A 23148-nucleotide genomic window follows, 5' to 3' on the forward strand; every position below is an offset into this window, starting at 1 on the left:
GAGAATCCGTCATGCACGATGTGAAGAATCTCTGGAAGCCGGGAGATAGATATAGAGAACCGGCCAAACTGATGGAGCCGATTGTTGATCCTGCCGGATGGTATCCCTCGGAGTTGAATGCGGACGAGTGGATATACCGGCTGTCCGAAACCGAGATCGCTGAAATTCTGGATGCGGTGAGATCGGTAGAATCTGCTGGTCTGGATCTTAAAGACATCGACGTGAGGGCATTTCCGTTGCCGACGCTTGGTCCTCGATTGGTGGAACTGCGCAATGAAGTGATGGAAGGCCGCGGGTTTGCTCTCATACGCGGTTTACCCGTTGCAGGACGAAGCCGATTCCAGAACGCTGTCGCGTTTTGGGGCATTGGCGCGCACATCGGCCAGGCACGGTCTCAGAACAAGCATGGACATCTGCTTGGTCACGTAAAAAGCCTGGGTGGGGACTACGCAAAAGTGCGTGGCTATATGACCCAGGCCGCAATGGACTTTCACTGCGACAGCGCCGATATACTGTCACTGTGTTGTCTCAGCCCGGCGAAATCCGGCGGTGAGCATCGGATCTGCAGTTCGGTAACGCTCTACAATGAGATGCTGAAAAGCCATCCTGACCTGGTGAAAGAATTGACTGCCCGTTTCTATCTGGCTCGAAAAGGAGACATCCCTCCCGGTGAAACCGAGCCCTGGGATCGACTGCCTATTTTCAGTGTTACCGACGGCTACTTTGCTGGCCGGGGCATCAGTGCCCATATGGCAAAGGGGCAGCAGATTCCCGGGGTGCCAAAATATACCGATATCCAGGAAGAAGCGATTCGGATGTACAAGGAAACTGCGCCGAAACTCGCGATCGATATCGACTTCGAGCAGGGTGATATTTCCTACGTCTCGAACCACACCACGCTGCACTCACGCACAGACTTTGAAGATTACGACGAGCCCGAGCGTAAGCGGCATCTTTTGCGACTCTGGCTTTCAACCAGGATGCGCCCTGTTCATTCGGACATCGCCCGCATGTTGCGGGGGGTTCCGATCGAGGGCAAGGAGGATCCGACGCCGCTGGATGCGGTTTAACGGAAGTGCAGGTTCAAGCTCTGTGGACCTTAAAACAATAAAACCGTTTAGGAGAATAGTGATGAAAATACCCGTTTTATCCAGCCTGTTTTTATCTGCTGTGGTGGGGCTTACTTCGTTCACAGCTACAGCACAGGATCAGACTCCAGCTGAGTTTTACGGCGGTAAAACCATTGAGTTGATGGTGGGTTATTCCGCCGGTGGTGGTTACGATACCTACGCGCGGACAGTTGCCCGCCACCTGGGCAAACATGTTCCGGGCAACCCGGACGTCATCGTAAAAAACGTGCCCGGGGCGGGCTCTCTGGTGTTGATGAATCAGTTAGCCAACACCTTGCCGAAGGATGGGTCGGTCATTGGCTCCATCAACTCGGGGATGCCCTTCGAGCCCTTGTTTGGCAATGAAAAAGCCAAGTTCGACATTGAAACGATGAACTGGATCGGTAACGTTCTGGTTGCGACTACCGTTGGAGTTGTTCATGAGGATGCCGGCGTTAACAGCTGGCAGGACTTGCGAACAAAGAGCGTGACTATGGGTGCAACCGGCGCTGGCTCCAATACCAATGTTGTGCCGCGGATCATGGCCAAGATTTTTGACCTCAAGATTGATGTGATCGCCGGCTATCCGGGCGCCAACGATATCGTTCTGGCAATGGAGCGGGGCGAAGTTGACGGCCTGGGCAGCCGGTTCATGAGCTCCCTGAAATCCAGCACCCCCGAGTGGCTTGAGCCTGATAGCAAAATCAAAATCCTCTACCAGATTGCCCGCAAAAAGCATCCGGATCTTCCAAACGTTCCCCTGGTCAGTGAAATGGCAGAAACCGAAACCCAGCGTCAGGCAGCCAACCTTCTGGGTGCTCGCCTGGTCATGGGGCGTCCCTACGTTGCACCTCCGGGCGTTCCGGCCGACCGCATGGCAGCCTTGCGCAAGGCGCTGGAAGATACGTCAAAGGACCCTGAATTTCTGGCGGACGCGGCAAAACAGAGCCTGGCCATCGAATACGCCAATGACCAGGAGATGCTCGACTTCTACCGCGATGTCTACAAAGCGCCGCCCGAAGTGATTGAGTTTGTTGAAAGTGCAGTGAACTGATTGTGAACAGCCGGGGACAGGTTCTTCAACTGTGCCCGGCCCCTTGTTGGATACCATAAACCGTCAGGAGGTCAGATCCGTGGAAAGCCGGATTAAAACGTCTGAAACCCGAGGCCAGGAAGATGCGAATCCGAAGTCTGGCAGTGTGCTTGAAACGGCACTGGATGCGCACCTCAAAGAGCACGATCTTCGACATCCTCAAATGTTCAAATTGCGCGCCCAGTTGCCCAGTCAGGGTCGGGGGTCGGCGCTGGTTGCGGCCACGGACCGCATGTGGGTGAACCTGAAGACCTACGCGCAGGGGGGTGAGAATACGCTGCACGCCCATCCCAATGAGGATCATGTGTTCATCGTGCTTCAAGGCAAAGCGGTGTTCTTCGGCCCGGACGGTGAGAGCGTCACCTTCTCCCGGAATGAGGGCATCCTGTTGCCTCGGGGATGTTCCTATTATTTCCATGCCGATGAAAGCGAACCGCTGGTGCTGCTCAGAGTGGGCTGCGTGTTTGATGCCAGCAAGCCACCGTGGGGCCGGGTTGATCGGGATGGCGAGCCGCTGCTGGCGGTGAGTAAAGAGAATAATGCCGAAAAGACCGTATTTACCGACGACTATTTTGAGTAACTGCCAACTGAGTTTGGCCTTGGATGGTGGGCCGCCATGGCGCAGATAGATCGTTGTTACAACATCGCAGATTTGCGGCGTGTTGCCCGCCGACGGCTTCCAAAAGGGGTATTTGAATACCTGGATCGGGGCTCAGAGGACGAAGTCGCGCTGGCCCATAATCGTGCCGCTTACGACCGCCTGAAGCTCAAGACACGGGTATTGGCCGATCTTCGGGAACTGAGCACCGATGTCGATCTTTTAGGAGACGCTTCAGCGCTGCCGCTGGCGATCGCACCCACTGGTATCGCCGGTTTGTGTTCGTACGAGGGCGAGCTGGCACTGGCCAAGGCGGCAGCTAAAGCCGGTGTTCCGTTTACCCTGGCGACAGGGTCCATTACGTCGATGGAAAAGATCGCGGTAGAAGCGGGCGGGCGGCTTTGGTTTCAGTTGTACATGTGGCAGGAGGAAGACCTTTCCTACCAGTTGGTACAACGGGCCAAAGACGCAGGCTTCGAGGCGCTGGTAGTGACCGTAGACGCCGCGCTGGGCAATAACCGCGAATACAATCAGCGTAACGGCTTCAGTATTCCTTTCAAGGTCTCTGCCCGATCCATCATGGACATGCTACGCCATCCTCGGTGGATGTTGACGGTGCTCGGGCGCTATTTGATCACGTCCGGCATGCCGAGACACGAGAACTACCCTGCCAAATATCAGCATCGCATTACCCGGGGTACTGGTCAGGCCAAGCCCATGCGGCAGAGTGCCATGAGCTGGCAGGATATCGCTCGTTTGCGTGAATTCTGGCCCGGCAAGTTCATTGTAAAAGGCATACTCAGGGCAGAGGATGCGGTGCTTGCGGTGGAGCATGGAGCGGATGGGATCGTTGTGTCAAATCACGGCGGTCGCAATCTAGACAGCAGCGTTGCGTCGATTGACGCGTTGCCGGAGATCGTGTCCGCCGTTGCCGGCAGGGCTACGATCCTGCTCGACAGCGGCATTCGCCGTGGCAGCGATATCGTAAAGGCACTGGCGTTGGGTGCAGACAGCGTTCTGATCGGGCGCGCGACACTTTACGGCATATCCGCCGGAGGCCAGCAGGGCGCTGAAAAGGCGCTGGCGATTCTGCGGTCCGAGCTGCGCAAAACTATGGCGTATGTCGGTTGCAGGGAGGTGTCTGAGCTAGGCCCTGAAATTGTTGCTACGCCTCCGGATCCGCCGTCGGAAACAGCAGAGATTTTACCGTGACCGGAATCACCTCGGTAAAGCCCATGGGTGCGCCAATGTCGATGTAATCCAGGTCGCCAACCGCTATGCCGTCTATCGCCACCAACGTATTGCGAATCGTCAGTTCCTCTTCAAGAATGCCCCCCAGAGATTTGGCAACGTCCTGCTCCAGAAGAATGTAAAGCGGGGCGTCTGGCGCTGTGCTGGCAATCTGGGCGATGGCATTGGCCAGTTCGCGCAATCGCCCATAATTGATGTCACCTTCGATGGAAAAGGCCAGCGCGAGGCCCGGGCCAAATTCCCCGAGATCGAATTTGGTAAACGCGTCCTGCAATGCGTGAGTGAATGGCTGGTTTTCACGCAGCGGTACGGGAATAACTTTAAGTGCGTAGGCTGGCAACTGATGTTTGCCACTGATGTAGCTGGTATTGCCGCTGGCCTGAACGGTGTATTCACCAGCACCAATCACCGTCGCCCGAATACGCTCGGCAGGCTCGCACAGCTTGCCATCGGGCAAGGTGGCTAAAAACGTCGCCAGCTCGGCTCCCAGAATCGGTCCCAAGTCCCCGTAGGCGGAGGTGGTGCGTCCGTAGATATGTTCTGACACGCCGCCGGAAAAGACGATGTGGTCCACGCTCACCAAGCCCGGATAGACATTGAGCGGTGTGGTTACCATCAGGCTGGCAGCCAGGTCAAAGTTGTTATTACCCTCAATGACCGCAACCAGTATCTTGGCCATTAACTTACCGAGCTGATCTTTCTGCTCTTCGGTGATGGTCTGTCCGACCTTGATCTGATGGCCGCAGTGCGCCATCAGCCGTTCACCGGCGTGTTCGACGCGTGTCAAAATGTTGTTCTCATCAAAGGCAACGAGCCGGGCGCCAATGCTGATCGATGCGGTTTGCGTCACCGTGCCGTTGTTGATAAGCGACAATTTGGTGGTTCCTCCCCCCATATCGACGTTGAGGACGGTTGCCTGTTGCTGCGCGGACAGATCAACCGCGCCACACCCGTAGGCGGCTAGCAAGGCTTCGTGATGAGGTCCTGCGGAGGCGCAGATAAACTTACCGGAGTCATCGGAAAAAAAGTTGGCAATGCGTTGGGCGTTTTCTTTCTTGAGTGCTTCACCGGTGATCACTACAACGCCCGTGTCGATGTCATCGCGCTCCAGACCGGCCTCCTGGTAGGAGCTGCTAACGAACGCTTTGACCCGGTCGATATCAATCCGGGTCTCTGACAGGTAAGGCGTTAGCAGGATGCTCGAACGATATAGCAGCTCTCGCTCGGTGACTTTGAAGCGCCCGGAATAGTTGCCACTGTCCCGCCTGAGTGTCAGGTGGGAAAACACCAGGTGAGAGGTGGACGAGCCAATATCGATGCCCACGCTGATGAGCGTGAACATCTCCAACCCCTCAATTTCTTCCCCGAACTCAAACTCCGACGGATGTTCATGATCAAAGTCAGCATCATGCATGTGCGTTACCCTCTCCCCTCCCGCTCGCAGTTCTAACCGCTGGTCCTGGCGATCTTGGCCCAATCGAAATCCGGGTCGGTATAGGCATCCGGTGGCATCACGGTTGAGGTATTGTTCTTGGCCAGCTCTTCTTCGAATTTCTGTCTGATCCAGGGATCTTCATCCACATACTCAATCTGGTCTTTGGCCCGGTCTTTCATTTTGTCGGCGTGACCGTGGAACTGAACGGGTGGGTGCATCGCCAGGTAGCGGGCAGGTTCGCCACCGGTATTGAAATGCTGGTGGAACCATCGATCGGGGGGGACAAACATGCTGCACTCGTGCCAGGGCACGACCACCTTTTCCTTACCTTCTTCCCACAGGATCGAATAGCCTTCGCCTTTCGGAATAACAATGGCTCGGCCGGGCCCATGCCGATGGGCCTTCTTGTACATACCGGCGCCAAACTGAGACATGTGCGCTGACAATTCCGTGTGGGGGAACTGCATGAACACACTCTTACCGCCCGCACCCCGCCGGATATTGGCTTCCAGCTTATCCCACGCGCGCATGTCAGGGAAAAAGTTGCCATACCAGTAGGCGCGTTTGCTGTCGACCGAGCCATCAGCCCGTTCTTTGGGCTTGACCATCTTGGCTTCGGAGTAAAAATCCTGTCCCAGGTCGGGCGGGGAAATGGCCATGGGATTGTTGAAGAAGAATTCAGCGTCGGGCACGCCGGACATTGCCATGGGCAAGTAGTTATAGAGCAGAACGCGCACTGGTCGGTCGCCGTGAGCGTTGCTGAACTGGTAGTTGTGGTGTCGCGGCAGCAGGAACATGCTGTGCGCCTGCCATTCAAATGTCTGCTTTGCCTGCCCATCTTCGGGCCACAACGTCGTCAGGCCACGGCCATCGAGCGGGTAACAAATTTCGTCAAAGGCAAGCCGGATCGGGTCCAGACTTTCTCCAGGGGGAATTTCGACAACCCGGGTTGAGCTGACGCCTTCCTGGCCGGTTAGCTGTACGAAGGCGGCATTGCAATTCCGTGCTTCCCAGAAACCCAACTCAACCGTTCTCAGGTCTTCAATGTAATAACCTTTATGGATGGGGATGCCCTGTTCTTCCATCCACAGGTCGTAGGAAAAAACTTTCGACCACATCTGCTGTTCACGACGTTTGGGTTTTGTCACTAAAATCGCTCCGCTGCTTGTTATTTGAGTAAGACGCCCGCTAACGCGGAACATTCATACTGTCGATTGCAGTTGGCGTATGGCAAATGACTTTTTGTGAAGGATATATACGAATTTTGACGTGATCAGACTGAAGCTGCGGGAGAGGAAAGGAGAGAGGAGTGCTATTCGGGCTGGAATCGTTCGGCGAGTCTGCAGTGACAAACGCAGTGCGTTGAATTCTGCATACCCGCCGATCAGTTACGGTAATGCTGCTTCAATAAATCAAGCGTTTACGGCGCCTTTGCTACTGGTAACTTCCGATTTCCTGAACAGCTCAGCAATGTTGCGGCCAGCCCAGGAGAAGAATGCCAGCAGGTCGGCAACCATAGGGTTTGCAGGAGCGATTACCAAGGAGTTGCCGTGGTTGACCACACGCACTTCGCCATCTTGATCAGAGGCGTTGATCTTAGCGGCCATCGCTGCTGCTTCGTCTGCTGACTGGTAGTTGATGGTCACGATTTTATCGTTAGCCATAAAGTAAACTCCTATGGGTATTTGTAGTGAAGAAAGATGGGTTACGTTTAAGTGTTACCTATAGTAGCACGGCGTTCCAAAAATAGGAAGTTGACTAACCAATAAGCACGTAGTATTAACCGAGACTTCAAGGAAGGCTGAAAAAAAAGACGCTAAAACAGATCGTTATGCGATTCGGAAAAGTACGTGTCGGACAGGCGGGTGCATTTGGGAAGTATTTTCTATGTTACCTGAGTTCTCGCCTAAGACCTTAATCTACGGGGCTCCGGAACGGTGAAAATCAGCATGGAAAGTGCCAGCCCCTGCAACACCATGCAGGTAATAAACAATGACTGATAGCTGGAAAAGGCAAGGATAACACCGCCAAGCACAGGGCCAATCGCGGCGATTAAGCTGACGGCGGCACTTGAGGCGGCCAGCCGAAGGGGCACGTTTTCAACGCGACCGAATTCAAGGATCAGGTTTTGCCCGGATTGCACGAAACCTCCGCGACTGAGCCCCATGAGGGCAAAGAACAGGGCCATGCCTACAAGCTCCGTCACGAACAGGAGCAGTAGGTGAGACAGAATCCACAAAGCAAGGGTAGACACCATCACAATGCGGTGGCCCTTACTATCCGCCAGTATGCCCCAGACCATGTTAGTGATGCTTGGTGTGATCATCCATACTAGGGTCAGTAGGCCAAGCTCACTGCCACTGATGTCCATGCGAGTGGCCGCGAACAGGATGTAGAAGGGCATCGCCATTCGTCCGAAAGCGGCAAGCGCACGGGCAATGAAGAATTTTGCGAACGCGGGGTCGTCCCGCAGCAGGCCGGGTATCGAGCGCACAACCTCGCGGGTTGAAGCCCGATCACGAACCTTCACGGAATGCGGCTCGCGGGTGAACGCGATAATCGCCATGCCAGCGACGCCAATGGCGAAAGCCAGCAGGAACACGGAAGCGTAGCCATTGCCCAGAAAGTTGTTCTCAACCAGGTAGGCACCGGCAAAGTAGGACACCAGCGCTGAGGTCAGGCCAGCGAGGAAGCTCCTGGCACCGGCGATAACCCCTCGTCGTTTAACCGGAATGACCTTAGCCCTGAGTGAGTTAAGCGTGACCTGGGACATGCCTTGGAAGAAGCCCATCAAAGCCAGAAATGCGATGACGGCATAAAGCGCCTGTACGCTGCTGAGCAGAAACCCCGCCATCGCCATGCCAAGAATTTGCAGGCGCATCACCACGCCGAGAATCAGCGTGGTGCTCAGAATGCGCTCACGATGGCCGATCAAGGAAGCACCAAAAAACGGAGAGAATACGCGTCCGCTGGCTTCCAGAGAGCGCGCAAGACCGACCACGAAATCTGAGCCGGATAGTTCAAACAGGTAGGCGGGGATGAACGTTGGTGCCTGAACGAGGCGGACGCCGGTCTGCCCAAACATTCCGTTCAGGATCTGAACCGTTGCATTGCGTTTAAGGTACCGGTTTACCTCGCGCTGGTAGTTTAAATCGAGACGTTCTTGCGGGTCTTGCACCTTAGGACTTTGACTCGACCGGTTTTCCGAGAGCCGCTGATGGGGGGAAAACCAGAGATTTGATCACCACCGGCACGGCACCGGAAGACTCCATCAACGCACCAATATCAATGAAGTCGAACTCCTTCAACTTGATGCCGTCGATCGAGACAATCGGCTTGTCCAGTTGAACCGTTTCAGAGCAGTGCAGACCTATCAGCCCACCAATGTCGCCGTCACTGACCAGAATCAATGGCAGGTTCCTGTCCAGTATCGGTGCCAGGCCCTTGATGACGCCGCGGCAGAAGGCGTCGAGTCTGCCAAAGGTTGCTGAGCCCTGCCATCTAAAACACAGAGCAACGGCCTTTTCTCCCTCGTGCAAATCCAGCCGACGAAGAGATACCCCGATTGCCTCAGCGAGAGCGTCGACATCCAAATCATCGCTGGCCAATGGAAGGTCTGGCGTGATGACCGGCACATTGCGCACCGGAAGGGTTTCATGGGGCTCTACAAAGATCGTACTGCCGCTGACCTGAATGGTGTACTGGGAAGCACCTACCACCGTGGCCCGGAGGCCCTCAGCCGGGGGGACCATTTTTGGCCCCCAGTTTTTAACCCGCCGTGCGACGGCTTCTGCAAGCATCGGGCCGAGATCGCCATAGCCGGCGCTTTCTTTTGCATAGATATATTCAGAAACCCCACCGGAGAACGACAGAGTGTCCGGTATCAGTGGGTTTTTCAGGGGATCCAGGCGCAGCAGATTGATGGTGTCCGCATCGATGGGCGCGCCCCCCATCGCCTGAAACAGCCTGTCTGTCATCAGCTCAACAATCCGCGAGATCTGCATGTCGGAAATTTGCACGCCGGGCGCCAGCGTCACGCCTGCCTCTTGCGCAAACTGGCGACCGGCTTCTTCGAAAAAGGTGACCCGGTTCTCGTTGTCAAAGCAGATAATTCGTGCACCCACGTCAATGGCGGTCAGGTCAATGATTTCGCCGTCTTTGCATACGGCAATCTTTGACGTTCCGCCGCCGATATCGACGTTCATTGCGCACAGATTTTCCCGTTTGGACAACGCAGCTGCGCCTGATCCAAAGGCAACAAGGGTCGTTTCCAGGCCGTCGCCGGCACTGACGGCCACAAACTTACCGGCCTGGCTGGCGAACAGTTCGCCAATAGCGCGGGCATTGCTCCGGCGCACGGCCACCCCGGTAAGAATCAGGGCACCGGTGTCGATGTCGGTCGGTGCCAGGCCAGCCAGTTCATATTGACGGTCTATAAATTCGCCAAGCAGGTCGGCATTGATTGCCATATCGTCGGTATAGGGCGTTAAAAGAATTTCAGACTCGTGAAACACCGAACGCTCAGTGACGATGTAGCGGTTTCCGACCTGCTCCATGACAATTCGGGAAAACACGAGATGAGAGGTCGACGAGCCAATGTCGACACCGACACTGGTTAACCGGATTTCGTCTTCCTGCTCAAGACTGCGACCCACACTTGAAAAGATTCTCTGCTCGACTGCTTCCGACATGCCTGACCCTCTACATTTCACTAAAGATACAACCGAAAAAGCATCGCGCGGGGCGCGATGCTTCTGTTTCTAGATCATTTTTCGGTGGGTGATTGGTAAAGCTCATCCTGCATGCGGTTTTCAACGCCTTCACGCTCGAGGGTCTTTTTATATTCCTTGCGCAGGTACGGATCTTCCATCCAGTAGGGGATGGCGGTGCCGCCCTCGGGGAGGTCGATGGCGGTGTAGTCGGTATGCTTTTCGCCTGGGGGCCCTGGGTCCCGGCCGGGGTTGTGAGGGCCAAACCACGCGGTCAGACGGAACGGCTCTTTGGACACACTGAAATGCTGGTGGTACCAGCGTGCGCCACCGGGCGCCGCAGTCACCATGCCGCCCGGTTCATAGTCCAACCTGCGCACCTGATCGCCATGCCCGTCTTCCCAGGGTGTGGGCCCCAGGTGTTCCGGCCAGGTGTAAGTGTACCCTTTGCCTTTCAGGCAGATCAGAATTGCCGCTGACGTGTGAGCGTGTGCTTTAGAGTAACGACCGTTCTCATGTTGCCCAATCCAGTAGTAGAACGTGTTCTGGGTCATGAACGGTTCGACGCGCCGGTAACCAGGGGAGCGACGGTTATCAAGCGGCAGCTCGCAGTTAATTGCATCGGGAAGAAAGTTGGTACGACGCATGGCCAGACCGCGCACCGGGTCCGGTTCTATTTCATCGTGCTCTTTGTAGAAATCATCGGCACTGCTGAACCTGTCGTGGAACACGTAGGGGTTGTTGAAAACAGAGTCAACGTTTTGCAGAGCGTTGATGACAACAGGAGCCGTAGTGCCAGCTTGCAACAGAGCGCTGTCGTTGGTGGCGTTAACGATCCGGTGCCATGCGTTCATGGGGATTGAAAATACCGACCCTTTCTGCCACTCGAACACATGCTTTTTGTTCTCGCCTTCGAGCCAAACCTCGGTGGAGCCGCGACCTTCAACCACCAGGTAGATCTTCTCAAACATGTGCTTTTCAGGGTGCAGTGCGCCAGCGGGTGGTACCTCTACGACATAGCAACCCCACTTGCCTTCTGTTCCGTAAAGCTGAATGTAGCTTCCTTTGCCACCGGTGCGTTTCCAGGGTGCCAGAGGCAAGTCGCGGACATTCTTGACGCCCAGGTCGCGAAAAACCGGGATGCCTTCCTCTTCCATAAATTTGTCGTAGGCGGTCGCGAGTTTCGTGAACTTTCCGAAACCGGCTTTCTTGCCCCCTGAGGGCTCATTCCACTGTTTGCTCGCCATTAGCGGCTCCTTGTTATGTGGTTATTGCCAGGCGCGAAGTGAGCCTGCCGATCGTCGCAGGCGTTATTGGTCTGGCGATGTTGGTGCGTGTCTATAATTCTTGGATTCCTTATTTATCCATTTGGGCGAGATAAAGGCAAATGACCTTTTGAATGCCTTCCATACCGAAAAAGATATGCCTTTGTGGCATGGACTGCGGCCAGCGTCAGCCCACAGCCCACCCGATCAGACCCACAGCTGCGGCACCCAGAACGATGATGGCCGGTTCCGGGCTTCGCCACACGACCCATACCGCAATAGCAATAATCGAGGATAATTCAACGGTGCCAAGCGCCATCGGTTCGGCCAGTTTCCAGGCGGCCGCTGAGATCATGCCAGCGATGACAAATCCGGCGGGCAGGCTGATTCGTTTTATGGCGGGCTGCAGTCGGTCAAACCAGTATGAGACGGCACCCGCGCCAACCAGGCTTGGCAGGATAACGCCAACCATGGCCGCAAATGCACCGGGCAGGCCGTACATGTAATAGCCAATGGCGGAGAGGAATCCCGCTTTGGGACCGGGGCTGAGATAACCCAGCGCCAACGCCCAGGAGAACAGGGTGGGTTCCAGCAAGCCTGAGTTGACCCAGCGGTCCTGGATAATGGCGAGCGGGCCGTTACCGCCGCCGACTGAAAACAGAGTACTGAAAGCGATGATCATGACGATCTCGAAGAAACCGACGGAGTCTCCGGTCATTGGTTGCTCACCTTCTTGGGACGAATCAGGAAGACCCCGATGACCAGTCCCGAAATAGCCACAATGACCAGCGGCGCTCCCATGATCGTGGAGATTGCCACCGAGGCGCCGATCGCAATGCCGGTTACCCGTTCCCGCAATGGAACTTTGGTATTTCTGATCTGGTGTAGGGCATTGCCGAAAAGCAGGCCGATAACGCCAATTCCGACAGCTCTGGAAAGTACCGGCATGGCACTACCGAGGTTTTCGGGACTCAGAACAATGGCGCCAGCAAGAACGAACAGCGCGGGAGGCGCGAGAATGGAAAAAAGAGCCACGATGCTGCCGGGCCATTTACGCAGACGAAAGCCAATCATGCCGCCGAAGGCTAGAAATTTTGGCGCTGGAATGAGAGTGGCTGCCACCATAAGGGCTTTCTGATCATCAACCGTCAGCCAGCCTCTTTTTGAGACCAGCTCGTTCTCAAGCTTCTGCGTCGCTGCCCATAAACCGCCAAACGAGGTCGCTCCGATCCTGAAGAGAATCAGGCTGAGTTTTACCAGCGAAACCTGCCGATCGCTGACAGGTTCCAGCTTTTCCGCAACCAATTCGTTGGTCGGCTCAGTCATCATGAGTTTCCGTGTGTTTGTCATGCCGCAGTGGCAAGGACTGGTCAAGATCAAGGTGCCCAGCCAGGTCATCAATGTGAGGATGTGCGGGATCTTCGTCGGCAGGGTGTGCGTGCAGATGGGTGTGAGCATGTACGTGGGGATGACGATGCAATACCGAGTCAACCAGGTTGCCGTGCTTTAAAATGACCGCTCGGGTGGCCAGGCGTTCAACGAAGGCGGCATCGTGGGAGATGAAAACCATGGCAAGCGGCAGGTTGAGCAGGTAGTCAGTCAGCAACTGTTCGGTCGCATCATCCAGCCCCGTAGTTGGCTCGTCGAGCAGCAGAACGTCCGGCTCCATCGCCAGCACCGTCGCCAGGGCTACCAGGCGTTTTTCGCCGCCGGACAGCTTATGGGTGATCCTTTCGGTAAAATCACTGATCCCGAGATCGTCCAGGGTGCGGCGAGCGATCAGCAGTGCCTCGTGCCCGGAACGGCCCAGATTCAGTGGGCCAAACGCAACGTCCTCCAACACCGTCGGGCAAAACAACTGGTTGTCCGAGTCCTGAAACAACAGGCCGGCGCGTGCGCGAACTTCACGGAAATCGCGTTCGCAACGACGGGGCTTGCCGAAGGCGACGATGCGGCCTGAGGTCGGCGTGTTCAGGCCAACCATTAGTTCAAGCAATGTGGTTTTGCCGACGCCATTGGCGCCGAGGATTGCCACTCTTTCACCGGGGTGCAGTTCAAAATCGACACCGTTGAGCACGGTTCGATCCGCCGTGTTGAAACAGAGCCGCTCTAACGACAACAGTGGTTTGCTCATAAAAGTAGCTCCAGAATAACAAGTAGGCTCAGAGTCGTTAGGGCGGAAAATAGCATCAGGCTATCCCTCCACTGCCAGCACTGCTCATTGAGCAAATAGAAACGGCCATCGAACCCCCGGCATTTCATGGCTGCCATCACCCGCTGAGACCGTTCCAGGCTGCGCACCAGCAGCATGCCAAGGAGGTTGCCCAGGCTGCGCCAGGTATGAAAGTTACTCCGTGGTGTAAATGCCCGGGCACGCATGGCGCGGCGAAGGCTTTGGTATTCGTCGTGCAAAACACTGATGTAGCGAACAGTGAGAAGAAAAAGATGTACCAGTTTTGCGGGAATTCGCAGCCTGGCCAGGGCATGGCCAAGCACAACCGGCTCCAGGGTGCCTACCAGTGCCAACAACATGAGTACGACGGCGTTGGCCTTGAGAATGATGGTGAGCGCCAGCGTGAGGCCTTCCTCGCTGGCGGTCAGTGCACCAACGGAAAAGACTGGGGCGCCCGGTGTGGTAAATGGCAGCAGGCCAAGCATGACCAGCATGAATGTCTCGAGGGCCGCGATGCGCTTCAGCAACAACAAGGGCCGAAGCCCGGCTGCCAGAGCCGTACTGACCGCAATAATCAGGGCCGTGGTCAGTAACCCCAGGTGATCCAGGCTAACGGTCGCCAATGAAAACAGCACGGCCGTGATAACACGGGTTCTGGGGTCCCGCTGGGTTAGCCAGCTTTGCTGACCATCGCACAGTTGCAGGGTAATGCTACTCATTGGCCCGCCTTGCGTTTTTGCTGCCACCAGGCGATCAGCCCGAAGACTCCAAGGATGTAGCCAATGCCACCGATGATGTCCTGTAAACGAATCTGTTCATCGTAATCAATCATCTGCTTACGCAGCGGTTGGACCTGCCGCGCGACGGCGGCTTCGATCATAGCGGACAGCTCGCTGTCATTGGTGCTCGAAACTGTTTCGGGCGTCATCGCAGGGTCTTTTGGCCGGGCTTTGCTGCTACCGGTCAGTTCGGCGGAAGACACACGCCATTGGGCCACGTGTCCATCGCCGGTATCCGCCACAATCACATGGTCTTCCGCAGTGGTTGCCTGATAGCTGAACTCACCCTCGGCGTTGGGTTCGAGGGTGGCGAGCAAGCGATTGTCGGCGCTCATAACGCTCACCACCGCACCTGAGGCGGGTGTTCCACCGACAAAATAGACGCTGCCGGTGATGTGGTTACCGTCGGCAAAGGCAAATACGTTGAGCAGGTGGGCCTGTGCAATCGGGCTGATAAACGTCATCAGTACCATCAGCAAAAGCGCCAAAAGGCTAGTGCGCGCCATAGACGGCTCCCTTCATGAACAGCAGTTCCGGTGCGACTCGCTTGATGAACGACACGGTAGCGCCGGTAACGACAGCTTCCACGAAGGCGAGTGGAATGAACGTTGCGATGAGAACCTTGGCAGCCGGAATAAAGGCGCTGCCACTCATGGCCAGAGCGGCGCAGACTAGAAGGCCGGTCATCGCAACGGCGGATGCCCCGGCAACCGCCCCGATCATAAACGCACCTTTGGCACCTGAGTGCCGCAGGGGGCCACGAAGAAACAGCGCGCAAATCAGAGCTGGGAGTGCAATATTCATGATATTGACGCCCATCACCAGGATGCCGCCATAACCGAAGAAAACGGTCTGCAACACCAGCGCAATTAGGATTGCAGGAACCGCAGCCCATCCCAGCAGCAAACCCATCAACCCGTTCAGTATCAGGTGCACGCTGCTAACCCCAACTGGCACACTGATTAGCGAAGCAACAAAAAAGGTGGCCGCCATCACGGCTGCCTGGGGCACCTGTTCTGACCGGAGGCGACGCACTGCAATAGTCACCGCAGCGGCGGCAACGACCGCGCCGCAGGTGAGTATCGGTGTAGCGAGAACGCCATCGGGTATGTGTGCCATGCCAGATCCTCTACTTCATATCTCTGGTGTGAACCCAGATCAGCGCACCGGTTTCCACGGGCACCTGGTCACCATTCGGATTCGTCATGGTCGAGGGGCCCTCCAGCAAAGCGGCAAATCCCCACCAGCCCCCGCGCGGCATGGCGTAACTGAACACGCCGTTGGCATCCGCACGAACCACTTGAGTGCTGTAAGCATCGGCCGGAACGTCAACGGAGCCATCGTTGCGCCACTCCACTTCTACTTCCGCAAACGGCACCGGCTTACCCTCCTGTTTGACAATGCCGGTGAAGAGATTGCCGGTCCAAAGTCCGTATGGGCGGGTGAGTGGGGTAATCTCAACCGGGAAGCCCACTTCCGCCTGCCAGTTCTCCTCGCCGCCGAACGCTGTTACCACGGTCTTGGTGTAGTGAACAATCATGACGCCCTCGGCCGGCTCCCAGTAGGGTTCCGGCTCCAGATAAAACACCAGGTCGCCCGGGCGCTTGACGTCGTAGCTGGCTTCAAACGTTCTGGGTTCAGCACCCGTTTTTGCCATTAACTGTGAGCTGAGGTCTTCCTTGCCAGAAACCGTCAGCACACCGAACTGCGCGGGAACGCCCATTTCCATCACTGGCCCGCCGTTCATTGGGTGCGTAAATTGCAGTTGCAGACCCAACTGACGTCCGGTGGTCTGTGTGACAATTTCAGTGTCAGGAATCAGTTCCTGAAAATGCGCCTGGGCAGTGCCCGCGATTCCCAGAGCCGCGAGCAGTCCGAACGCGTACTTCTTGGTTTGAGCAAATAACATGAGCATCTCTTAGTAGTAGTGCAGTTGAGACCCCAGGGATCTGATTTTTTGTATAAGTAGAGCTGGGGATGGTTTAACGGCTCGGCTAGTAAAACTCGTCGAAATGAATTTGCTCAGGTGGCACTTTCAGTTCAAACAACAGTTTCTGCACAGCCTGGGCCATGGGCGGCGGCCCGGCGAAGTAGATTTCTTTGTCGCGGATGCTGTCGCCAAAAATCTCGTAGGCTACGTCGTGTATGAAACCGGTATACCCTTCCCAATCCGTGTCTTCCGGGCCGGGGTTGGAAATAGCCGCGTGAAAATGGATGCGCTCACCGAAGCCCGGAAGTTCAGCCAGGAATTCACGCCCACAAACATCCCGGGTCGCTCTGCCGCCAAACACGAAATCAATCTGGCGGCCTTTCAGTTTTTCGCTGATCGCAGCCGCACGGGTGATTGAAATCATGGGCGACAGCCCAGAGCCACCCGCCAGGCATAGAATATCTCGCGGCGCATCTTCGCGCAGAAACGCGGTGCCGTAAGGACCGTCCAGCTCGAGGGTGTCGCCGATCTTGACCTGATCAAACAGGCAGGTGGTGGCAATACCTTGCGGAACACGTTTGATCTGAAAGTGCCACTGTGAGCCATCATTGGTGATGTTGCTCATAGAGTAGGCCCTGCCACCCTCGACGCCGGGCAGCCCAAGCAGTGCATATTGTCCGGGAAGGAAGGGGTTGGAGTCTTTCAGTTCGAAGAAGAATTCAGTGATATCGTGGGTGATGGCGCTTTTTTCTTTCAACGTCATTTCAGTACGTGCCGGCGCAAACTCCGGCGCGTACGATTCATCAAATCTGAGTTTGATGCGACAGTCATCTTTCGGGTGGGCCTGGCAGCCCAGGTACCGATTACGCTTGAGGTCGCGTTCGCCCCAGGCCGGGGCATCTTTGCGGGCGTGTTCAACCTCGCCCTCAAGCAGCTGGAAGCGGCAGTTGCCACAGGAACCTACGTTGCAGGCGTAAGGGAAACCCATACCAGCCCGCAGCGCTGCCCTCAGTATGGTGTCATCGGGACTGCATTCGAATGACTGCTCTTTCTTACCTTCGATTGTGATTTGCACCATCGCTGTTCATTCCCATTGTTTTTGTCATGTATGTAAGTCCGCTTGCTCCTGGATGTAGCCCAGGCGGAGTGAAATGGCGTGGGCTGTTTCCACCACGCGGCGTGCAAGCAGTTTCATTCTGTCCGCATCCACCCGCTGGTCAGGCACTGTGACACCGATTGCAGAGGTGACGCTGCCATTGGCGTTGCGTATGGGCGCTGACACGCAGATAGCACCCATTTTTGCGTTTTCTTCCTCGGCGGCAAAACCCTCCAGTCGAATCTGTTCAATTTCTTTGTAGAGCTCTTTTCGCCTGGCAGCGGACAGGCGAGGATCTGCGCCGTTCAGTATGTCCTTGATGTTCTCTTCGCTTTGGAATGCGATCATCACCATACCTAGGGCGCTGTCCACTGCCAGCGTGGACAGGCCAAGTCGTGGGCGCAGTCGCACTGCTTCAGGACTCTCAAAATCATAGATATAAGTAATCGCATGGCCTTTGAGCACAGCCAGTTCGACGTTTTCCCTGACCTCGTCGCGTAAGTCGGTCAGCAGGTCTTTTGCCACACTGGTGACTGACAGGCGCTGGCGAACCAGCGCACCCAGGGAAAACAGACCCAGCCCGAGGCGATAACGTTCAGTGACCGGGTCCTGTTCCAGTAGGCCCTCTGCCAGCAGCGTCGATGCCAGGCGGTGGACTGTGCTCTTGGACGCTTTCAGCTGGCGCGACAACGTACTTATGCCCAATTCGGCGTTTTCTTCATTGAACACTTTTAATAGTCGAATGGCCGCTGCTACCGAAGACAGTCGCGTTCCATCTTTTTTGCTCTTCGTTGGCTCATCAGCCGAACGTTTGTCACTGGTGTTTGATTTTTCGATGCTGCTCATAAGCCGGTATCTCCTTGACGACGTCGCATTAGCGACCGCTGTAATTGCCTTGTTAAATTGCGATGTCCGCGATTATACCGGCATACAGGCAATAGGTCGTCCAAGTGTTCCGACTCATTTGCAAATGGTCACAGCATGGCCATGACATCGTTGTTTTCAACGACCACTTCATAGGTTTTGAGAGGAACCATGCATGGAGGCGCCACTACTTCGCCGGTGCGAATATCGAAGGCACCGTTATGGAAGTCACATTCAATGACGCAACCGTCAAGGTAGCCTTCGGACAGCGAACCGGGCCCGTGGGTGCAGCGGTCGTCGGTGACGTAGAAATGCCCGTCGACGTTGTAGACGGCCAACTCCAAATCATCGATCTCTACCAGCAGCGCACTTCCCGGATCTACGTCGTCGGTGCTGCACAGTCGAGTCGGTGTTGGATTATCTGCCATGTGATCACTCCTCTTAGTTGACGCCCCTATTTTTGACATGTAAATTTAAAAAATCAAGAACAGCGTTCCACATAAAGGAATAAATAGTGTTTTGGCCGGGGTATGGGTTGTCGAATATGTAAGCCCACCGTGGTGAGACTAAGTCACGCCGATTCACTCGGAAATTGGAAAATTGAACTTTGGAGAATCGATAAAATGTTGCGCAAAGAAGTCAATGAGCTGCTCACCCAGACCGGTCCAGACGCAGCCATGGGCAAAATGTTCCGTCAATACTGGATCCCGGCGTTGCTTGCAGAGGAATTACCGGAAGATGATTGTCCGCCAGTGCGAGTCAAGCTTCTGTCTGAGCGACTGATCGCCTTTCGGGATTCCGATGGGAAATACGGTCTGATGGATGAGTTTTGTGCTCACCGGGGTGTTTCTCTCTGGTTTGGCCGAAATGAGGAGGGTGGTTTGCGTTGCCCGTATCACGGCTGGAAATACGACACCACGGGCCAGTGCATTGAGGTTCCGTCCGAGCCGGCAGACAGTGGTTTCTGTGAAAAGATCAAGCTTCAGGCGTACCCGCTGATCAAGATTGGCGACATCCTCTGGACCTACATGGGGCCGAAGGATGATGAGCCACCCCATCCCGAGTTCGAATTTGCCACCGTGCCCTCGAATCAGACGTTCACATCCAAGCGGTTCCAGGAATCTAACTGGCTGCAGGCCATGGAGGGTGGTATCGATTCCAGTCACGTATCGTTTCTCCACAGTGGCAGCCTGAACACCGACCCCTTGTTCAAGGGCGCTCGCGGTAATCAGTACAACATTGCCGACAAAATGCCGTTCTTCGAAGTGGTCAAGCATGACGGCGGCCTTTACGTTGGTGCTCGTCGAAACGCCGAAGATGGCAAGTATTACTGGCGCATCACGCCCTGGGTTATGCCCTGTTTTACCATGGTGCCACCCCGTGGAGACCATCCCATCCACGGCCATTTCTGGATTCCCATTGACGACGAGAACTGTTGGGCCTGGAGTTTCGACTATCACCCCACACGAGCACTGTCCGACGTTGAAATGGAAGCTCTGGAAGGGGGTAAAGGGGTTCACTGTGAATACGTGCCTGGCACCTATATTCCGAAAGCGAATAAAACCAACGACTACCTTGTTGATCGCCAGGCGCAGAAAGAAGGCCGGTACTACAGTGGTGTCGAAGGCATTGCGATTCAGGATTCGTCGCTACAGGAAAGCATGGGGCCGATTGTTGACCGAACCAAAGAGAACCTGGTGTCGACAGACAACGGTGTGATCATGGCTCGTCAAATGCTGAAGAAAGCGGTGACCGCTTTGCGGGATAAGGGGGTAACCCCTCCAGGTGTTGATCCGGCGCACCATCGGACCCGTTCAGTATCCGTGGTGCTGCCCCCGGATCAGGCATTCGCGGAAGTTTGTGAGGAGGACCTGAAAGCCGCCACCGGTAAACCTCATACCTCGGTTTGATGTAGGCAGGCTCGCAGACGCCCGTACGCAAAAGGATGGTAGGTTTTATGATCAGTCAGACTGTCAAAGCAACGACCGCGGCAGAAAGCCATTACCGCATCAGCGCTCCGAATTCCAAAGGGCGTTCGTCTCTGGTGCTGGGGTTAGAGGCATCCTCTGCCAGCTTGTTGGGTGAACTGGCGGGGTTGGAGTGGAACGGCGCGCGCTTTCGGACGGTGGTGCCGACGGATGACGCTGGAAAGTCTGCAAAGGATCTGAACGTCAATGCTGACGATCTGGTCTTGCAGGCGCCTGATGGCGAGTTGAGCCGGCTGTCTGACGAGCTCGCCAGCACCGACGTAGTTGTCATGTTTGCCCGCAGCGGAGAGGCAGCGCAGGCGGCCTCAGTTGTTGGTGAAGCCGCGTTTGGCCGGCGCCTGATGACCGCAGGCTTTGTACTGGACGAACAGGACGATCGGAAAGCGCTCGAAGCCACTCTGACCGCCGTGCGGCCTTTTGTTATATCACTGGTGGTTGGGCCGGACGCCGAGGCCTTCAGTGAAACGCTCTCGGCAATACGCGCCTGACACTGGCCCCGGTCTTTCGCGAATGAGGAGTAACGCATTTTGAGAACGTCAGCGTCCACGATATCCGAGTTTAGCAAACAGCTTATTCAGGGTATCGGTGTTCTGGAACGCCTTGGAATCATCGATTTCAACGGTCATTTCAGTGTCCGCCTCCCTGACGGACGCATTCTGATTAACAGCGGAGATTCAGTTCGCAGTGCGCTGACACCAGCGGACTTTGGGACAGTTGAGCCTGATGGCACTGTTGATCCAGGCCAGCCGCGCCCGCCCGCTGAATTGCCCCTACACCTGGCGATTTACAAGTCGCGACCGGACGTGAAGTCGGTTGTGCACGGGCACCCGAAATGGTCAACGCTGCTGACCAGCGCCGGTCAGCCTTATCAGGTGACCCTTGCACAGGGTGCGCTGCTGGGCGATATCCCGGTCTATCCTTCGCCGCGCTCGGTAAACAATGAAGAGATCGCCGGTCAGGTTGCGGAAACCCTGGGCGAGGGCAAGGCAGCGCTGCTTCGGGCTCACGGCTCAGTGGTGGTTGCCGAGGACGTTCTGGAGGCAACCGTAATGGCGATCTACCTTGAACTAAACGCTGAACGGCAAGTGCTGGCGGCGCCTCTGGGCGGTGGTTACATTTTCTCGGATGCAGAAAAGGAAGGCGCGCGTAGGGGGCTTGCGAAGCGTGGCCTGTTCGAGAAGTGCTGGAACTACTACATCGCAAAGTTTGAGCTCGGTTAACGCCAGCTCATTTTAACAATAACGGGGTACAGCCATGTGCGGCGAATTTGAAGAAGAAGATTACATTGATGACCAACTGTTTAGCCGTCTTCTGCAGATGGCAAGTAAATACGGCGTGACGCCGTCTGCGGCCGATGCCAGCACGCCCTCGGATCTTTCTACCGAGGAGGCGCGAAGCAACTACATGTCGGGCCTGTTTCAGGCCGGGCTGACCCGGGCAGTGGGTGACGCCAACAATCTTGGCATGGGTGAGCGCATGGACGGCGTTGCCGGGCAGGCGATTGCGTTTGCGCGCTTGGCCGGGTTTTTAGCTGGCCAATTGCCGCCGGGGGCTGACGTCTTGCGCCCGGTCATTGATGCGCTTATGGAAGGCCACCGGGAGCCCGCAGAGTGGGGGCAGTCCCATAATCATGATCACCACCACCATCATCATGCGCACGAACATTAAGCCGGGATCCGGATCGTGGTGCTGTGATCTCTGAAGCCAATCGCCAGTGGCTGCTGAAGCTCCTCACCAATGGGTTCGGCAAGAGTTTTTGGTGGTTTCTCGCGTTTGCAATCGTTATGGGCATTGTGTGCCATCAACTGCTTGGGCCGGAGGAATTTCAAGCCGCGCTCCGGGAAGACCTGGAGTTGGTGACGGGCATGTTGCCCCGGGTGATCGCCGCACTGACGGTCGCGGGAATGGTCTGGGTGCTGCTGCCGCGGGACCAGTTCTCGCGGTTGATTGGTAAGGAGAGTGGGTTTCGGGGGTTGGTTATTGCCACCGCAGCTGGCGTTGTGACGCCCGGCGGTCCGGCCTCTGCCTACCCGCTACTGGCGGTGATGGGCGGTGCTGGAGCGGATCGTGGTGCCCTGGTGGCTTACATAACGAGCTGGGCGATTCTTGGCATGCAGCGAATTCTGGTTTGGGATCTGCCGTTTATGGGCGCTGAATTCAGCCTGATGAGGTTTCTGATCTGCCTGCCGCTGCCTATCCTCGCAGGCCTGATCGCTCGCTGGCTCCCGCTCTCGCTTTCGCTGGTGGAAGAGCGCCAGCCGCAACCGTTGTCAAAGGGGGCGGCATCGGATGCCCAGAGTGAAGGCGAGCGGAAGTGATGTCGGTTGGTATGGCGATCATCTACGGCGCGCCGATTGTGTTGGCCAGTTATGCGCTCTCGCGTCGGGATGACACCTTTCGGCGGGGAATGACCCGAGCAGTCGAGCAGTTCGCGATGCTGGTACCCAGAATGTTTTGCGCTCTGGTGGCAGCGGGATTTGTTGCGAAGCTGATCCCTACTGAGTTTATTAGTCGCTTTCTCGGAGATGAGGCGGGCATAACCGCCATTTTTATCGGCACGGTCACCGGACTTGCCATTCCCTCTGGCCCGGTTGTGGCTTTCTCTATTGCTGCGACGTTTGCCAAGGCGGGGGCTGCGGATTCTGCGCTGATTGCGTTTATCACAGCCTGGACCATTTTCGCGTTTCACCGTGTGATTATCTATGAAATTCCATTACTTGGGGTTTCATTTCTCAGGCTGAGGCTGTCGTCGGTGTTCTTATTACCAATACTGGCGGGCCTGATGACGATGGGTGTCACACGTGCCTGGGAATGGGTCAGCGTTTCTTGATATCGCCCCTGTGTTCAAGGGCTTGAAG

General features: G+C 56.0%; 26 protein-coding genes. 10 read left to right on the forward strand and 16 right to left on the reverse strand.

Going from position 1 to position 23148, the window contains the following annotated elements; translation table 11 throughout:
- Positions 1-11: 11 nt before the first annotated feature.
- The 4 genes from WEB64_RS06925 (at position 12) to WEB64_RS06940 (ending at position 4012) form a co-directional block, all read left to right on the forward strand.
- The gene (locus WEB64_RS06925; protein WP_368057979.1) at positions 12-1070 is read left to right on the forward strand and encodes a TauD/TfdA family dioxygenase; all 1059 of its coding nucleotides are present in this window, start codon (positions 12-14) and stop codon (positions 1068-1070) included.
- A 61-nt stretch (positions 1071-1131) separates the two neighbouring features.
- A complete protein-coding gene (locus WEB64_RS06930) occupies positions 1132-2163 on the forward strand; it encodes a Bug family tripartite tricarboxylate transporter substrate binding protein (protein WP_368057981.1) in 1032 nt (343 codons plus the stop codon).
- Between the two features lie 79 nt (positions 2164-2242).
- Entirely contained in the window at positions 2243-2782 is a 540-nt protein-coding gene (locus tag WEB64_RS06935; protein ID WP_368057983.1) for a cupin domain-containing protein, read from the forward strand.
- A gap of 36 nt (positions 2783-2818) precedes the next feature.
- On the forward strand, positions 2819-4012 hold the full coding sequence (locus tag WEB64_RS06940; RefSeq protein WP_368057985.1) for an alpha-hydroxy acid oxidase: 1194 nt from the start codon (positions 2819-2821) through the stop codon (positions 4010-4012).
- On the opposite strand, the gene WEB64_RS06945 is transcribed toward WEB64_RS06940, so the two are convergent.
- From WEB64_RS06945 to WEB64_RS07020, 16 genes are all read right to left on the reverse strand, one after another.
- Complete coding sequence (locus tag WEB64_RS06945; protein WP_368057987.1) at positions 3966-5465, reverse strand: ethanolamine ammonia-lyase reactivating factor EutA; 1500 nt, start codon at positions 5463-5465, stop codon at positions 3966-3968. The two genes, WEB64_RS06940 and WEB64_RS06945, sit on opposite strands and share 47 nt — an antisense overlap.
- 32 nt (positions 5466-5497) lie before the next feature.
- Positions 5498-6634, reverse strand: a complete 1137-nt coding sequence (locus WEB64_RS06950; protein ID WP_368057989.1) for a cupin domain-containing protein — start codon at positions 6632-6634, stop codon at positions 5498-5500.
- A gap of 264 nt (positions 6635-6898) precedes the next feature.
- Positions 6899-7150 (reverse strand): hypothetical protein, encoded by a 252-nt coding sequence (locus tag WEB64_RS06955; protein ID WP_368057991.1) that lies wholly within the window; start codon positions 7148-7150, stop codon positions 6899-6901.
- 242 nt (positions 7151-7392) lie between these two features.
- The gene (locus tag WEB64_RS06960) at positions 7393-8664 is read right to left on the reverse strand and encodes an MFS transporter (protein ID WP_368057993.1); all 1272 of its coding nucleotides are present in this window, start codon (positions 8662-8664) and stop codon (positions 7393-7395) included.
- Position 8665: 1 nt separating this feature from the next.
- Positions 8666-10177 (reverse strand): ethanolamine ammonia-lyase reactivating factor EutA, encoded by a 1512-nt coding sequence (locus tag WEB64_RS06965; RefSeq protein WP_368057995.1) that lies wholly within the window; start codon positions 10175-10177, stop codon positions 8666-8668.
- Between the two features lie 74 nt (positions 10178-10251).
- Positions 10252-11442 carry a cupin domain-containing protein gene (locus tag WEB64_RS06970; protein ID WP_368057997.1) on the reverse strand — a complete coding sequence of 397 codons (1191 nt, stop codon included), beginning with the start codon at positions 11440-11442 and terminating at the stop codon, positions 10252-10254.
- Between the two features lie 205 nt (positions 11443-11647).
- A complete protein-coding gene (locus tag WEB64_RS06975; protein WP_368057999.1) occupies positions 11648-12178 on the reverse strand; it encodes a chromate transporter in 531 nt (176 codons plus the stop codon).
- Complete coding sequence (locus WEB64_RS06980; RefSeq protein ID WP_368058001.1) at positions 12175-12786, reverse strand: chromate transporter; 612 nt, start codon at positions 12784-12786, stop codon at positions 12175-12177. Before WEB64_RS06980 ends, WEB64_RS06975 begins: the two co-directional genes overlap by 4 nt.
- Positions 12779-13594, reverse strand: a complete 816-nt coding sequence (locus WEB64_RS06985; protein ID WP_368058003.1) for an ATP-binding cassette domain-containing protein — start codon at positions 13592-13594, stop codon at positions 12779-12781. The genes WEB64_RS06980 and WEB64_RS06985 overlap by 8 nt, the downstream gene beginning before the upstream one ends.
- Positions 13591-14352 carry a cobalt ECF transporter T component CbiQ gene (cbiQ, locus tag WEB64_RS06990; RefSeq protein WP_368058005.1) on the reverse strand — a complete coding sequence of 254 codons (762 nt, stop codon included), beginning with the start codon at positions 14350-14352 and terminating at the stop codon, positions 13591-13593. The genes WEB64_RS06985 and cbiQ overlap by 4 nt, the downstream gene beginning before the upstream one ends.
- Positions 14349-14918, reverse strand: a complete 570-nt coding sequence (locus WEB64_RS06995) for a hypothetical protein (protein ID WP_368058007.1) — start codon at positions 14916-14918, stop codon at positions 14349-14351. The genes cbiQ and WEB64_RS06995 overlap by 4 nt, the downstream gene beginning before the upstream one ends.
- Positions 14905-15531, reverse strand: a complete 627-nt coding sequence (cbiM, locus tag WEB64_RS07000) for a cobalt transporter CbiM (RefSeq protein WP_368058009.1) — start codon at positions 15529-15531, stop codon at positions 14905-14907. Before cbiM ends, WEB64_RS06995 begins: the two co-directional genes overlap by 14 nt.
- A gap of 10 nt (positions 15532-15541) precedes the next feature.
- Entirely contained in the window at positions 15542-16321 is a 780-nt protein-coding gene (locus tag WEB64_RS07005) for a DUF4198 domain-containing protein (protein ID WP_368058011.1), read from the reverse strand.
- A gap of 85 nt (positions 16322-16406) precedes the next feature.
- The gene (locus WEB64_RS07010) at positions 16407-17420 is read right to left on the reverse strand and encodes a 2Fe-2S iron-sulfur cluster-binding protein (protein WP_368058013.1); all 1014 of its coding nucleotides are present in this window, start codon (positions 17418-17420) and stop codon (positions 16407-16409) included.
- A gap of 24 nt (positions 17421-17444) precedes the next feature.
- Positions 17445-18284, reverse strand: coding sequence for an IclR family transcriptional regulator (locus WEB64_RS07015; RefSeq protein WP_368058015.1), 840 nt, complete (start codon positions 18282-18284; stop codon positions 17445-17447).
- Positions 18285-18412: 128 nt separating this feature from the next.
- Positions 18413-18730: a non-heme iron oxygenase ferredoxin subunit gene (locus tag WEB64_RS07020; protein WP_368058017.1), complete on the reverse strand. Its 318-nt coding sequence runs from the start codon at positions 18728-18730 to the stop codon at positions 18413-18415.
- Between the two features lie 195 nt (positions 18731-18925).
- Between WEB64_RS07020 and WEB64_RS07025 the strand changes: the two genes are divergently transcribed.
- The 6 genes from WEB64_RS07025 to WEB64_RS07050 are packed head-to-tail and all read left to right on the forward strand — an operon-like array spanning position 18926 to position 23120.
- A complete protein-coding gene (locus WEB64_RS07025) occupies positions 18926-20212 on the forward strand; it encodes a Rieske 2Fe-2S domain-containing protein (RefSeq protein ID WP_368058019.1) in 1287 nt (428 codons plus the stop codon).
- 47 nt (positions 20213-20259) lie between these two features.
- Positions 20260-20778: a hypothetical protein gene (locus WEB64_RS07030; protein WP_368058021.1), complete on the forward strand. Its 519-nt coding sequence runs from the start codon at positions 20260-20262 to the stop codon at positions 20776-20778.
- A 39-nt stretch (positions 20779-20817) separates the two neighbouring features.
- Positions 20818-21510 carry a class II aldolase/adducin family protein gene (locus tag WEB64_RS07035; protein ID WP_368058023.1) on the forward strand — a complete coding sequence of 231 codons (693 nt, stop codon included), beginning with the start codon at positions 20818-20820 and terminating at the stop codon, positions 21508-21510.
- A gap of 34 nt (positions 21511-21544) precedes the next feature.
- The gene (locus WEB64_RS07040; protein ID WP_368058025.1) at positions 21545-21958 is read left to right on the forward strand and encodes a hypothetical protein; all 414 of its coding nucleotides are present in this window, start codon (positions 21545-21547) and stop codon (positions 21956-21958) included.
- A 23-nt stretch (positions 21959-21981) separates the two neighbouring features.
- A complete protein-coding gene (locus WEB64_RS07045; protein ID WP_368058027.1) occupies positions 21982-22608 on the forward strand; it encodes a hypothetical protein in 627 nt (208 codons plus the stop codon).
- The gene (locus tag WEB64_RS07050; RefSeq protein ID WP_368058029.1) at positions 22608-23120 is read left to right on the forward strand and encodes a hypothetical protein; all 513 of its coding nucleotides are present in this window, start codon (positions 22608-22610) and stop codon (positions 23118-23120) included. The genes WEB64_RS07045 and WEB64_RS07050 overlap by 1 nt, the downstream gene beginning before the upstream one ends.
- Positions 23121-23148: the final 28 nt, after the last annotated feature.

The sequence above is a fragment of the Marinobacter sp. genome (genome assembly GCF_040882185.1).
Taxonomy (GTDB): Bacteria; Pseudomonadota; Gammaproteobacteria; order Pseudomonadales; family Oleiphilaceae; genus Marinobacter.